At 71.5% G+C, this 13,223-nt stretch carries 10 protein-coding genes; 6 read left to right on the top strand and 4 right to left on the bottom strand.

Translation table 11 applies throughout. The features are described 5' to 3' along the window. The first annotated feature begins 99 nt into the window (after positions 1-99). The gene (locus P3L51_RS07655) at positions 100-966 is read left to right on the top strand and encodes a TIM barrel protein (protein ID WP_354604316.1); all 867 of its coding nucleotides are present in this window, start codon (positions 100-102) and stop codon (positions 964-966) included. Positions 967-1,082: 116 nt separating this feature from the next. Then, on the top strand, positions 1,083-1,973 hold the full coding sequence (locus tag P3L51_RS07650; protein WP_354604315.1) for a 2-hydroxy-3-oxopropionate reductase: 891 nt from the start codon (positions 1,083-1,085) through the stop codon (positions 1,971-1,973). 726 nt (positions 1,974-2,699) lie between these two features. Here P3L51_RS07650 and gcl read toward each other — a convergent pair. Further along, positions 2,700-4,475 (bottom strand): glyoxylate carboligase, encoded by a 1,776-nt coding sequence (gene gcl, locus P3L51_RS07645; protein ID WP_354604314.1) that lies wholly within the window; start codon positions 4,473-4,475, stop codon positions 2,700-2,702. A 183-nt stretch (positions 4,476-4,658) separates the two neighbouring features. On the opposite strand from gcl, the gene P3L51_RS07640 reads away from it, so the two are divergent. Both P3L51_RS07640 and P3L51_RS07635 read left to right on the top strand, forming a co-directional pair. Continuing rightward, entirely contained in the window at positions 4,659-5,312 is a 654-nt protein-coding gene (locus P3L51_RS07640) for a hypothetical protein (RefSeq protein ID WP_354604351.1), read from the top strand. 45 nt (positions 5,313-5,357) lie between these two features. After that, complete coding sequence (locus P3L51_RS07635; RefSeq protein WP_354604313.1) at positions 5,358-5,873, top strand: GNAT family N-acetyltransferase; 516 nt, start codon at positions 5,358-5,360, stop codon at positions 5,871-5,873. Between the two features lie 24 nt (positions 5,874-5,897). Here P3L51_RS07635 and P3L51_RS07630 read toward each other — a convergent pair whose 3' ends face one another. After that, entirely contained in the window at positions 5,898-7,589 is a 1,692-nt protein-coding gene (locus P3L51_RS07630) for an AMP-binding protein (RefSeq protein ID WP_354604312.1), read from the bottom strand. A 153-nt stretch (positions 7,590-7,742) separates the two neighbouring features. On the opposite strand from P3L51_RS07630, the gene P3L51_RS07625 reads away from it, so the two are divergent. Continuing rightward, positions 7,743-8,564: a response regulator transcription factor gene (locus tag P3L51_RS07625; protein ID WP_435594401.1), complete on the top strand. Its 822-nt coding sequence runs from the start codon at positions 7,743-7,745 to the stop codon at positions 8,562-8,564. 651 nt (positions 8,565-9,215) lie between these two features. On the opposite strand, the gene P3L51_RS07615 is transcribed toward P3L51_RS07625, so the two are convergent. Next, positions 9,216-9,941, bottom strand: coding sequence for a VOC family protein (locus tag P3L51_RS07615; protein ID WP_354604350.1), 726 nt, complete (start codon positions 9,939-9,941; stop codon positions 9,216-9,218). 262 nt (positions 9,942-10,203) lie between these two features. Between P3L51_RS07615 and P3L51_RS07610 the strand changes: the two genes are divergently transcribed. Further along, positions 10,204-11,238, top strand: coding sequence for a LacI family DNA-binding transcriptional regulator (locus P3L51_RS07610; RefSeq protein WP_354604310.1), 1,035 nt, complete (start codon positions 10,204-10,206; stop codon positions 11,236-11,238). Positions 11,239-11,257: 19 nt separating this feature from the next. Here P3L51_RS07610 and P3L51_RS07605 read toward each other — a convergent pair whose 3' ends face one another. Then, positions 11,258-13,072, bottom strand: coding sequence for a glycoside hydrolase family 9 protein (locus P3L51_RS07605; protein WP_354604309.1), 1,815 nt, complete (start codon positions 13,070-13,072; stop codon positions 11,258-11,260). Positions 13,073-13,223: the final 151 nt, after the last annotated feature.

The raw sequence follows: 13,223 nt of genomic DNA, 5'->3' as shown, positions 1-13,223 counted from the left end.
AAATCGGGGCCGCCCTCTTGACAGCCCTCCCGAATCCCAGGCAATCTTCCATTAAGCAGAAACTAACTTCCGCGATACGGAAGGAGCGCAGAACCCCTCATGGCCCCCTTCACGAACAAGCCCGGCTCCGAGCAGCGCTTCGATGTGAACCTGTCGATCCTCTACACCGAGCTCCCGCTCCTGGAGCGCCCCGCGGCAGCCGCCGCGGCGGGCTTCACCGCGGTGGAGCTGTGGTGGCCCTGGACCGAGACCCCCACTCCGCCGCGGGCCGAACTCGACGCCCTGAAGAAGGCCCTCGGCGACGCGGGCACCCAGCTCGTGGGACTGAACTTCTACGCCGGCCAACTGCCCGGCCCCGACCGCGGCGCGCTCTCGCTGCCCGGCGAGGAGTCGGAGCGCTTCCGCGCGAACATCGACGTGGCGGCCGGCTTCGCGGCCTCGGTGGGCTGCAAGGCGCTCAACGCGCTGTACGGGAACCGCGTCGAAGGCGTCGACCCGCGGGCGCAGGACGAACTCGCCCTGGAGAATCTGGTGCTCGCCGCGCGCGCGGCCGACCGGATCGGGGCGACCCTGCTGATCGAGGCGCTCAACAGGCCGGAGTCCCCGCACTATCCGCTGGTGAGCGCCGAGTCCGCGATCGATGTCGTGGACCGGGTCAACGCGGCCACGGGGCTCGGTAACGCCGCGTTCCTCCTCGACATCTACCACCTGTCGATGAACGGCCTGGACGCCGAGGCGCTGAGCGAGGTCATCGACACGTACGCCGACAAGACCGGTCATGTGCAGATCGCCGACAACCCCGGACGCGGCGCGCCCGGCACCGGCACGCTCCCGCTGACGGACCTGCTCGACCGGCTGCGCAAGGCCGGTTACGAGGGCTGGGTCGGCCTTGAGTACAAGCCCGGCGACCGCCCGAGCGCCGAGTCCTTCGCGTGGCTGCCCGGCGACGCGCGCGCCGCGCGCTGAGCCCCGACACCCGCCAGGCCGCCAGGCCGTCCGGCCTTCCGAACGGCCCGCCACGCCCCGGCCCGACCCGGCCCGCCCTGAACAGGACGCACACGTATGCGAGAGAGGCACCCCCGATGAGCACACTTCCCAAGGTGGCATGGATCGGCCTCGGCATCATGGGGTCCCCCATGGCCGAGAATCTGATCAAGGCCGGATACTCCGTGACCGGCTTCACGCTGGAGCGGGAGAAGCTGGACCGGCTGGCGGCCGGCGGCGGCTCGGTGGCGCCCTCGATCGCCGAGGCCGTCAAGGGAGCCGACGTCATCATCACGATGGTGCCCGCCTCTCCCCAGGTCGAGGCCATCGCCTACGGCGAGGACGGCATCCTGGCGAACGCCGCGAAGGGCGCCCTCCTGATCGACATGTCGTCGATCACCCCACAGACGTCGATCGATCTGGCCGAGGCCGGCCGGGAGAAGGGCGTCCGGGTACTCGATGCGCCGGTGTCCGGCGGTGAGGCGGGGGCCGTCGAGGCGGTTCTCTCGATCATGGTCGGTGGCGAGCAGGCCGACTTCGATCAGGCCAGGCCGGTCTTCGACGTGCTGGGCAGGACCATCGTCCTGTGTGGTCCGCACGGCGCCGGTCAGACGGTGAAGGCGGCCAATCAGCTGATCGTCGCCGTCAACATCCAGGCGTGCGCCGAGGCCGTGGTCTTCCTGGAGAAGTCCGGCGTGGACCTGACCGCCGCGCTCGACGTCCTGGGCGGTGGTCTGGCCGGCTCGACCGTCCTGACCCGCAAGAAGGACAACTTCATCAACCGCGACTTCGGGCCGGGCTTCCGGATCGACCTGCACCACAAGGACATGGGCATCGTCACCGACGCCGCCCGCAACGTCGGCGCCGCGCTTCCGGTCGGCGCGGTCGTCGCGCAGCTGGTGGCGTCACTGCGCGCGCAGGGTGACGGCGGTCTCGACCACTCGGCGCTGCTGCGTGGCGTCGAGCGGCTCTCCGGCGACCAGGTCTGACCGGCGAGGTCCCAGCGGACCGGCCCGACCGACCCGACCGACCCGACCGGCCCGACCGGCCCGACCGGCCTGACCGGCCTGACCGGCCCCACGATCTCCGGGTTGCGGCGGCGCTGACACCTGTCCTGTCGCGCCCAGGTGCCGCCGCAGCCCGGGAACCACTCCCCGCCGTCCGCGCGCCGCGGGAGGACTGAGCGACGACGACAGCCGCCGACGGCGGCCGACAGCCGTCCCTCCCGTCTGCCCTCGTGAGGGGTGGCCGGCGGGAGGGACATCCCCGGGACCGTGGCGGCGCGCGAGCCAGTGCGGTGGTGAGGGGAGCGACGTTCGCCTTCCTGACATGAAGGAAGGCCGGCCGGCGCTCCCCGTCGCCGTCGCCACGGTCCCACAGCCTCTCCTGAGGCTCCGTCGAACGCCGTCCGGCGGTGCGAATGTCCAGTCGCGCCGGCCTCGCACCGTCGGACGGTCTCCACCCTTCCCGCTGCCCCGCATCAGAGCCCGGCCGATTCCTCGGCCGGGCTCTGATGCGATGTCACCGGCTCCGCACACTGGAGCGATGCGTGCTGTCGCGCTCCTCGTCCCGACCGCCGTCGGCGAGTACGGCGGCTGCGGCTGCCGCTGCGGCCGGTGTCGCTCCGTACGTACGACACCGCCCAGGACAGCGCGTACGGGAGCGGCCCCCCGCACCGGATTCCCGGGCGGGGGGCCATGGGCTCAACCGCCCTGTCAGACCAGCGGCTTGATCTCCGTCGGCGCGTGACCGGGCTCGGTGGCGAGCTCCTCCCACTCGTTCACCTTGTCGATCCGCACGCCCATCGAGATGTTGGTGACCCGCTCCAGGATGGCCTCGACCACCACCGGCACGCGGTACTCCGCCGCCATCTTCTTCGCCTGCTCGAGGGCCGGCAGCAGCTGGTCGGGCTCGGTGACCCGGATCGCCTTGCAGCCCAGGCCCTCGACGACCTTGACGTGGTCGACCCCGTAGACGCCCAGCTCCGGTGAGTTGAGGTTCTCGAACTCCAGGTTGACCTGGAAGTTGATGTCGAGATTGCGCTGCGCCTGCCGGATGAGCCCCAAGTAGGCGTTGTTCACCAGCACATGGACGTAACCGATCCTGTGCTGCGCCCCGACCGCCAGCTCTTCGAGCATGAACTGGAAGTCGTAGTCGCCGGAGAGCGCGACCACCGTCGTGTCCGGGTCTGCCTTCGCGACCCCGAGCGCGGCCGGGATCGTCCAGCCGAGCGGTCCCGCCTGGCCGCAGTTGATCCAGTGGCGCGGCCTGTAGACGTGCAGCATCTGCGCGCCGGCGATCTGCGAGAGACCGATGGTGGTCACGTACCGGGTGTCGGGGCCGAAGGCGCGGTTCATCTCCTCGTACACGCGCTGCGGCTTCAGCGGCACGTTGTCGAAGTGCGTCCTGCGGTGCAGGGTGCCCTTGCGCGCCAGCACCGATTCGATCCACTCCGTGCGGTCGGGCAGCCCGCCCGCCGCCTTCAGCTCCTTCGCCACCTCCACGAAGAGTCTCAGCGCGTCCTTGGCGTCCGAGGCGATCCCGTAGTCCGGCGCGAAGATCTTGCCGATCTGGGTGGGCTCGATGTCGACGTGGACGAACGTGCGGCCCGCCGTGTAGACGTCGAGCGCGCCGGTATGGCGGTTGGCCCAGCGGTTGCCGATGCCGAGGACGAAGTCCGAGGCCAGGAACGTCTCGTTGCCGTAGCGGTGCGAGGTCTGGATGCCGACCATGCCCGCGTTGAGGTCGTGGTCGTCGGCGATGGTGCCCCAGCCCATCAGGGTCGGGACGACCGGCGTTCCCGTCAACTCGGCGAATTCCACGAGCAGTTCGGACGCGTCGGCGTTGATGACCCCGCCGCCGGCGACGATCAGCGGGCGCTCGGAGGCGGCCAGCATGGTGAGCGCCTTGGCGATCTGCGCGCGGGTCGCGGACGGCTTGTAGACCGGCAGCGGCTCGTACGTCTCGATGTCGAACTCGATCTCGGTCAGCTGCACATCGATCGGCAGGTCGATGAGGACCGGGCCGGGACGGCCGGAGCGCATCAGGTGGAAGGCCTGCTGGAAGACACCGGGGACCTGCGCGGCCTCCAGGACGGTGGTGGCCGCCTTGGTGACGGGCCTGGCGATGGACGCGATGTCGACGGCCTGGAAGTCCTCCTTGTGGATCACCGCGACCGGGGCCTGGCCGGTGATGCACAGGATCGGGATGGAGTCACCGATCGCGGAGTACAGGCCGGTGATCATGTCGGTGCCGGCCGGACCCGACGTACCGACACAGACCCCGATGTTGCCGGGGGACGTACGGGTGTAGCCCTCGGCCATGTGGGAGGCGCCCTCCACATGGCGGGCGAGCGTGTGGTCGATGCCGCCGGCCTGTTCGAGGGCCTTGTAGAAGGGGTTGATCGCCGCGCCCGGCACACCGAACGCGTCGGTGACGCCTTCGCGCTTGAGGATCTCAACTGCCGCTCGGGCAGCGGTCATACGAGGCATGGGGTGCTCCTGCTTCAGCCTGGTGGACTCGGGCTCTGTCGCGCCACCTGAGAGCTTCGATTCCGTCGATTCCTTCATTTCCACGATGCGGAATTCATGTTCTGCTATGTGGAATCAAATCTAAAGTGCCTTCCCTACGGCGTCAAGGGATGGCCGAAGACCCTCCCCAACGCCCGTCCGTTGATGGACGATGGGCGGCGGAAGGGGGCGCCGAAGGTGGGAGAGAGCGTCACTGTCCGTTGTCCCGACTGCGGACACGACCATCGGTTCACGGCGCCCGCCTACCCCTGCCCCTGCGGCTCGGCCGTCTCGGCGCCCCTGGTCGCGGGCGCGCCGGCCACCCGCGTGGTGCGCCGGTCCTGGGACGACGAGTGGGTGACCGTCGGCTGCCCCGGGTGCGGACGGCGGGACCAGTGGCCGCAGCCGGAGCTGGGCTGTCCGTGCGGGGCGGTGCTGCGGGTGCCGGTCAGGCCCGTGACGGTGGGCACGAAGCGCGACGCCGTGCACGCCGCCGCGCTCTATCTGCGCGGGATCGGCTTCCGGGACGTCGTCCGGTGCGAAGGGGAGACGGAGGCCGGTGTCGATCTGCGCGGTCCCGGGCTCGTCGCCCAGGTCGACCCGGGCGCGCGCCCCGCCGATCTGCGCGCCGTGGAGTGCCTGTGGCTCAACGCGCTGAGCGAGTCGGCGGCCAGCGCCTTCTTCTCCCTGGCCGGTTACGCGGACGAGGCGCGCGAGCGCGCCGACGACCTCGGGGTGCCGCTCTTCGTCCTGGACCCGACGGGCACCCCGCAACCGGTCAACGGCCCGGCGGACGAACTGGACCGCTCACGCGCCTGACCGAATCCCGGACCGCGCGCGTACCCGCGCGGGCATACTTTCTCCATGCGAATCCGCCCCGCGGTCCCCGCCGATCTTCCCCATCTCCAGAACATCGAGAGGGCCGCCGGTGAACCCTTCCGCGCCGTCGGCATGGCCGCGATCGCCGACGACGAACCCCCGGCCATCGATCTCCTCGACCGCTATCTCCGCGATGGCCACGCCTGGGTGACCGAGGACGACACGGGCCACCCGGTCGCGTACCTGATCTACGACGAGATCGACGGCGCCGCCCATATCGAGCAGGTCTCCGTCCACCCCACGGCGTCGGGGCACGGGGTGGGCCGCGCCCTCATCGAGCATCTGGCCGGACGGGCGGCGAACGCCGGGCTGGCGGGGCTCACCCTGACCACCTTCGCGGAGGTGCCGTGGAACGCGCCGTACTACACCCGGCTCGGCTTCCGCACCCTCGCGGAGGACGAACTCACCGACGGCCTGCGGGAGATCAGACGCGCCGAGGCCGCGTACGGCCTCGACCACTGGCCCCGGGTCTGCATGCGCCGCGCCACGGCGGTGGGTTGAGCTCCCGGGCGCGCCGCGCACCGCTCAACTCAGGTCGCCTTCCTCGTACTCCGCCTCCGAGCCCTCGGCCGTCCGCTCGCGCAGTTCGATGCGGCGGATCTTGCCGGAGACCGTCTTGGGCAGTTCGGCGAACTCGATACGGCGCACCCGCTTGTACGGGGAGAGAACCGCGCGCGAGTGGGCGAAAAGCAGCTTCGCCGTGTCCGGGCCCGGCTCCCAGCCTGCCGCCAGGACGACGTACGCCTTCGGCACGTTGAGCCTCAGCGAGTCCGGCGCCGGGACGACGGCGGCCTCGGCCACCGCTTCGTGTTCCAGCAGCGCGCTCTCCAGCTCGAACGGCGAGATCTTGTAGTCGGACGCCTTGAAGACCTCGTCGCTCCGGCCGCTGAAGGTGACGTAGCCGTCGGCGTCGCGCGAGCCGATGTCGCCGGTGCGGTAGTAGCCGTCCGCCATGGACTCCGCCGTACGCTCCGGGTCGCCGTAGTAGCCGGCCATCAGCCCGACGGGGGCGTTGGCGAGGTCCAGCGCGATCTCGCCCTCGGCGGCGCCCGGCGCGCCGGTGACCGGGTCGAGCAGCTCCACGACATAGCCGGGCGTCGGCCGCCCCATCGATCCGGCCTTGAGCAGCTGTCCCGGCGAGTTGGCGACCTGGACGGCCGTCTCGGTCTGGCCGAAGCCGTCCCTGATCGTCGCGCCCCACTCCCTGCGTACGGTCTCGATGACCTCGGGGTTGAGCGGCTCACCGGCCGCGACGACCTCGCGCGGGCGGTGGCGCAGCTGGGTGAGGTCGGCCTGGATGAGCATCCGCCAGACGGTGGGCGGGGCGCAGAAGCTGGTCACCTCGGCGCGGTCCATCTCGGCCATGAGCCGGGCGGCGTCGAAGCGGGTGTAGTTGTGGATGAAGACGGTCGCCTCGGCGTTCCAGGGTGCGAAGAGGTTGGACCAGGCGTGCTTGGCCCAGCCGGGTGAGGAGATGTTCAGATGCACGTCGCCGGGCTTGAGCCCGATCCAGTACATCGTCGCGAGATGGCCGATCGGGTACGAGACATGGGTGTGCTCGACGAGCTTGGGGTGGGCGGTGGTGCCGGAGGTGAAGTAGAGCATCAGGGTGTCGTCGGCGCGGGTGACCCCGTCGGGCTCGAACTCCGTGGACTCCCGGTGGGACGCCTCGTACGCCCGCCAGCCGTCCTCGTCAACATCGGCGCCCTCGCCGCCGACCACGATCCGGGTGTACTCCCCCGGCGCCTCGGCGAACTTCGCGGTGTCACCGGCCCGGACGATCACATGCCGCACCTGACCGCGCTCGATCCGGTCCCGCAGGTCCGGCGCGCCGAGCAGCGGTGTCGCCGGGATGACGACGGCCCGGAGTTTCATCGCGGCGAGCGCCGTCTCCCACAGCTCCGTCTGATTGCCGAGCATGACGAGAACGCGGTCCCCGGCCGCCACGCCCTGGGCCCGCAGCCAGTTGGCCACCTGGTCGGACCGGGTGGCCATGGCCGCGAAGGAGGTGACACTCCCGGTGCCGTCCTCCTCGACGATGTGGAGCGCGGGCCGGTCGTTGCCCTCGGCGATGACGTCGAACCAGTCCAGTGCCCAGTTGAACAGCGCGGGCCGGGGCCAGACGAAGCCTTCGTACGCCGCGGTGTAGTCCTCACGGTGCCTCAGCAGGAAATCCCTGGCGGCGCGGAACTGCTCGGTCGCATCGACTGCTCTCATGTGCCCTCCTCATCACTCGCCCGTTCACTAGCATCGTGTAGCCGGTGACGTACGTCTCACCACCCCCTGACGGGGGTAAGTCGACCACGTCCCGCCGGCGGAGAGACCCGAGAGAAGGAAGTCGCTGTGATTGAGGCGATCGAGGCGGTCGAGATGCGCACGGCGCTGCTCACGCTGCGCCGAGCCACCGGGCTGCCGGTCGCGTTCGGCGGGATGCTGCACGATGCGCGCCAGGTGCGCATCGCGGAGCTGAACGGCACGGCGACGGGCGCGCTGCGGGGCCTCGCGATCTGCGTCGGGAGCGGGCTGGGCGGCAAGTCGATCGCCCTCCAGCGGCCGTGCGCGGTCACCGACTACCGGCAGGCGCGGCACATCAGCCACGAGTACGACGCGGCGGTCGCCGCCGAGGGGCTGCGCTCCGTGGTCGCCGTTCCCGTGATCGTGCGGCGCAGGGTCCGCGGCGTGCTGTACGGCGCGCTGCGCGATCCGCTGCCGATAGGTGAACGTGTATTCGATGCCGCTGTCGCCGCGGCCCGCGATGTGGAGCAGGCACTGGTCGTCCGGGACGAGGTGCAGCGGCTGCTCGCCATGACCCGTGAGCCGGTGTACGGGCGGCCCGGGGCGTGGGAGGAGGTCCGCGAGGCGCACAGCGAACTGCGGGCGCTCGCGCCGCGCATCGTCGACGCCGGGCTGCGCGGCGAACTGCACGCCGTCTGCGGCCGGTTGGAGGGCGCGGGCGGCGCCGCGCACGGGCGGCGCGAGCACCGTGAGCAGCGCGCCGTGACGCTCACGCCGCGCGAGGTGGACGTGCTGGCGTGTGTGGCGGCGGGCTCGACGAACGCGGCGGCGGCCGAGCGGCTGGGGCTGCGGCCGGAGACGGTGAAGGGGTACTTGCGGGCCGCGATGCGAAAGCTGGGCGCCCGCACCCGCCTGGAGGCGGTGGTGGCGGCGCGCCGGGCCGGGCTGCTGCCGTAGGCCGTACGTACGGAGGTAGAAGGGACGCGGTTACGGGGTACGGGCCCGGCGCACGAGCGGGTCCACCGGCCGGTCCACGGCCGGTTCGGGCTGTCGATCGCGAACGGGGACGCGGAGGACGCCGTGGCCCGGATCCCGGGCCACCGGCCGCAGCTCGAACTGGCCGGTCTGCACGGCCAGTTGGGCTCGCGGATCACCTCGCCGGAGCCGTACGAGCGGGCCGTGAGGGAGCTGGTCTCCTTCTTCGTACGCATCCGGGACCGGTTCGGCGTCGTCCTGCCCGAGCCGGCGCCCGCCGGGATCGCGCTGAACCGGGTGCTCGCGGTGAAACGCCCGGGCGGCCGGGTCTTCGTCGCCGTGGACGGCGGCCCGGACAGCTCCTCGGGGTCGAACCCGTCGAGCCCGGCGGCGAGTTGGACGTGTGGCGACTTCGCGTTCCGCGCCTGGAGCCCGACCAGATGTGTCACGGCGTCCTTGGCGGACATGGCCGCGCGCCGCGGCAGGGGCTGCCGCGCCGGGGTGGCCCGGTTGAGCGCGCGGGTGGTGAGGGCGGGGTGGGTGAGCGGGTCCGTCGTCTTCGAAGCCATGCTCCGACGGTGCGCGGGCTCGCGGACAGCCTCTGTCCGCAAGCCCGCGCCGTGTCATGTCACCTCATGTCACGGCGGTGACCGTGAACAGCGCCCCGTCCGGGTCGCGCAGCGTCGCCTCGTCCACCTCGGCCGAGGCGTCCGACCGCAGGACGAGGGAGCCGCCGGCGGCCAGCGCGGTCTCGACCGCCGCCCCGACGTCCTTCACGTTGAAGTGCACGTGCCAGCGCGGCCGGATCTGCGGGTCGGGTGCCGCCTGTACGGCGCCGCCCCTGATCCGCGCGAGCGGCTCGTCGCCGTCGAGGAGCACGGACTGGTCCTCCTCGTGCGCCAGGCGCAGCTTCCCCTCCCCCTCCGGCTCCCAGCCGAGCGTGAGCGAGTAGAAGCGCCCCGCCGTGGCCGCTTCCCTGGTCCGCAGCTCCAGCGAGGCCGAGCCGCTGCCGCGCCCCATCGACCAGTCGGAGCGTACGGAGCCCTCCCAGATACCGAAGACCGCGCCGTCCGGGTCGACGGCGAGCGCGGCGCGGCCGGTGTGGAAGGCGATCGGGCCGACACCGACCGTGCCCCCGCGCTCCCTGATCCGGGCCGCCGCCTCGTCCACGTCCGTGACGTTGAAGTACGGGGTCCAGGAGACGGCGACCTGGAGCGAGGAGGCGAGTGCTCCGATGCCGGCGACGGGCATACCGTCGATGAGCGCCACCGAGAAGTCGTCACCGAGTCCCGCGGGCCGGTAGGTCCAGCCGAGGACCTCGGCGTAGAAGTCCTGGGCGCCGGGCAGTTCGCGTGCCAGCAAGCTCACCCAGCATGGCGCTCCGGCGACTCCCTGTGCTTTCGGCATCCCGCTCCGTTCCATTGAGAAATCACTGCCTTCCCGTACGACCGCACGGGAAGGCTAGTGCCCTTACGTACACGACAGACACCTTTGAATGTATTTGAAGGTAATGCAGCACGGCGGCACGAGGGTGTCCGCGATATGATCAACCACTTATTGTGGGAGCGCTCCCAGTGGTTGGATGACGGTCCCCCCGACGAGCCCCGATGGAGGTCGCACGATGGTGGCAAGGGGACGTACGAGCCGGCCCAGCCAGCCCACGCTCGAAGAAGTGGCAGCTCACGCGGGCGTGGGGCGCGGCACCGTATCCCGGGTCATCAACAACTCGCCCCGGGTGCGCGACTCCACCAGACAGCTCGTCCAGCAGGCGATCACCGAGCTGGGCTACATACCCAACCGGGCGGCCCGCGCCCTGGCCGGGAGCCGTACCGACGCGGTGGCGCTGGTGATCCCGGAGACCGAGAAGCGGTTCTTCGCCGAGCCGTACTTCTCGGACGTGCTCCACGGTGTCGGCACGGGACTCGCCGACACCGACATGCAGTTGCTGCTCACGCTCGTACGGACCGAGAAGGAGCGCGGGCGCTTCCTCCAGTACGCGCGGGCCGGCCGGGTCGACGGCGTGCTGCTGGTGTCCGTGCACGGCAGCGACCCGCTGCCGGACCTGCTCGCCGAGATGGACCTGCCGACCGTGCTGAGCGGCCGGCGCTCGGCCGACGAGCCCGTGAGTTACGTCGACTCCGACAACGTCGGCGGCGCCCGCTCCGCCGTACACCACCTCGTGGAGACCGGGCGGCGGCGGATCGCCACCATCACCGGACCGCTCGACATGTATGTGGCGCAGTGCCGGCTCGGCGGGTACCGGGAGGCCGTGGCGAGCGCCGGGGGTGACGCGGATCCGTCGTGGACGGCGCACGGGGACTTCACCGAGGAGAGCGGGCGGCGGGCGATGGCCGAGCTGCTGGCGCGCCACCCGGACCTGGACGCGGTGTTCGCCGCGTCCGACGTGATGGCGGCGGGCGCCCTGCACTCGCTGCGGGCGGCGGGGCGGCGGGTGCCCGAGGACGTGGCCGTCGTCGGCTTCGACGACTCCCCCATCGCGCGCCACACCGATCCCGGGCTCACCTCCGTACGGCAGCCGGTGGAGGAGATGGGGCGGGCGATGGCGCGGGTGCTGCTGGCGGGGATCGACGCCCCCGGAGCGCCCTCGCAACACGTCGTGCTGCCCACGGAGTTGGTGCGGCGCGCGTCGTCCTGAGCACGGGCCGCCCGTCGTATCAGCGTGAAGTCAGGTCCGGGGCGGTCGACTTGAGGAAGGTCGCGACCCAGACGAGCGGCGCGTTCCAGTTGATGGTGTTCTCCTTCGAGCTCCAGGCGCTCGGCGCCGTGCCGGGCCCCGCGTAGGACTTGGCGGCGGGGTGGCCGGTGGGGGTGACCGGGTCGTTGATGTTCGCGCTGTTCGGTCCGCCGGAGAGCCAGCCCTTGGGGTACGGGGTCCTCGGGTACTGCCCCCAGGCGAGCCGGTCGTGCAGGTCGGCCTCCCGGTGCGGGCCGTAGCCGGTCACGTACGAGAGGCGCATGGCGTTGGTGCCGAGCAGATAGTCCATGGCCCGGTGCACGGCCTTCAGATGACGAAGGTCGTGGCCGATGTCGTACGCGGTGCCGAGCAGCATCATCCGGTTGACGATGGCGGAGTTGGAGCCCCACGGGTAGGCCTCGGCGCCGGAGATCAGAGCCGGATAGCCCTCCCGCTTCTGGGTGTCGACCAGCGTGTCGGCGGCGGTGCGCAGGCTCGCGCGCATGCGGGCGAGGTCGGCGGCGGGGAGTGCGTTGGGCACGGCGAGGAGGGAGAGAGTGCCGGCGGCGGCGACCTGGGCCCAGTCGACGGGGCCGATCTCACCGTAGTGCGGGGAGCCGGTCACGGCGCTCCGGTAGCCGCTGAGGGAGGGGTCGGCGCGCTGCTCGGCGGTGAGGTAGAGCTCGGCCGCCGCCGCGTAACGGTCGTCGCTGTTCTGGGTGTCGGGGTAGTCGCCGCCGCCCTCGGCGTCGGTGCCGTCGTCGGCCTCCGGATGGTCGACGTCGGGGCGCGCCTCGGCGCGCTTGAACGCCTCCTGCGCGGACGCCCAGAGCGTGGCGGCCTTGGTGGGGTCGAACTCGCGCAGTACGCGGGCGAGTTGGGCGTTCGTACGTGCCACGGCGTACGTGGCGTTGGTGGACGGCGGCATCGCGGAGCGCGGCATGGCGTTCTCGGCGGCGATGTCCTTGACGGGGAACGCGCTCCAGGTGTGGTTGTGCACCTTGTGCGACGCCAGACCGGTCTCGGGGAGCATGCCGGACATGAAGCGCGAGCCGTACGCGACCTCGTCGAGGATGTCGGGGACACCGTTGGCCCGTTCCGGTACGGCCAGGCTGCCGTCCGGGTACGCCGTGTGCCGGCGCTCGTAGAGGTTCAGCAGCGTCCAGGCGGAGACGGCGTGGTTGACGGGGTAGACGCCGAAGTCGCCGGCGTCGGCCCAGGAGCCCGCGACGTTCAGCCGCTGCGGCTTGCCCCCGCTCTCGCCGCACCAATTCTGGTAGCAGGGCAGGGAGTTGTCACCGGGGTGCAGGGCGGCGTGCGCGTGGGCGGCGTGCTGGAGGTACTCGGCCCTGACCGGGGTGCCCATGCGGTGGAAGTAGAAGTACTGCATGGCCTCGCGTCCGAGGTCCGGGTAGAGCGGCTCACCGGTCACGGTGAACGGCACGCTGACACCGCCACCCGCGACCGTGAGCCGGCGGATCCCCTGGCCGGTGGCCCCCGAGAAGTCGGCCTGGTGGACATGGTCGCCGGACGCCTTGTCGGTGCCGACGACGCGGGTGACGCCGGAGGCGACCGTACGGTCCTTGTCGTCCTTGAGCCGCCAGGTGAGCGGCTCGGTGGCCGCCGCGACGACGGTCGCGATCTTGTCGGCGCCGGTCGCGTAGCCGATCTGGTTGACCAGCACCGCACCGGGGGCGGCGGGAGCGGGGGCGGTACGGGGAGCGGGACCGGAATCGGCGGGCACCACGGCGGCGACCAGGGCGAGCGACAGCGGGAGGAACAGGGACGTACGCATGGATCGACTCCTCCGCGCGGCACACCTTGGATCGGGTCGCGCGCACCATAGCGAAGGATTCCCGGCAAATCGGACCGACACCCCGGTGGTGTGCGCCTTTCACGGCAGTGGCCGGGGCCCGTCGTCCGGGCCGGTCAGGGGCGCGGGTCCG

It is taken from the genome of Streptomyces panacea (assembly GCF_040560175.1).
GTDB lineage: Bacteria > Actinomycetota > Actinomycetes > Streptomycetales > Streptomycetaceae > Streptomyces > Streptomyces panacea.
Note: the sequence above shows the minus strand (reverse complement) of the source record. Positions and strands in the feature narration are given on the sequence as shown.

Coding starts and splice junctions, on each gene's coding strand:
- P3L51_RS07640 (WP_354604351.1), top strand. CDS start 4,659: ATGGACGATGGGCGGCGGAAGGGGGCGCCGAAGGTGGGAGAGAGCGTC.
- P3L51_RS07650 (WP_354604315.1), top strand. CDS start 1,083: ATGAGCACACTTCCCAAGGTGGCATGGATCGGCCTCGGCATCATGGGG.
- gcl (WP_354604314.1), bottom strand. CDS start 4,475: ATGCCTCGTATGACCGCTGCCCGAGCGGCAGTTGAGATCCTCAAGCGC.
- P3L51_RS07605 (WP_354604309.1), bottom strand. CDS start 13,072: ATGCGTACGTCCCTGTTCCTCCCGCTGTCGCTCGCCCTGGTCGCCGCC.
- P3L51_RS07635 (WP_354604313.1), top strand. CDS start 5,358: ATGCGAATCCGCCCCGCGGTCCCCGCCGATCTTCCCCATCTCCAGAAC.
- P3L51_RS07625 (WP_435594401.1), top strand. CDS start 7,743: ATGCGCACGGCGCTGCTCACGCTGCGCCGAGCCACCGGGCTGCCGGTC.
- P3L51_RS07610 (WP_354604310.1), top strand. CDS start 10,204: ATGGTGGCAAGGGGACGTACGAGCCGGCCCAGCCAGCCCACGCTCGAA.
- P3L51_RS07630 (WP_354604312.1), bottom strand. CDS start 7,589: ATGAGAGCAGTCGATGCGACCGAGCAGTTCCGCGCCGCCAGGGATTTC.
- P3L51_RS07655 (WP_354604316.1), top strand. CDS start 100: ATGGCCCCCTTCACGAACAAGCCCGGCTCCGAGCAGCGCTTCGATGTG.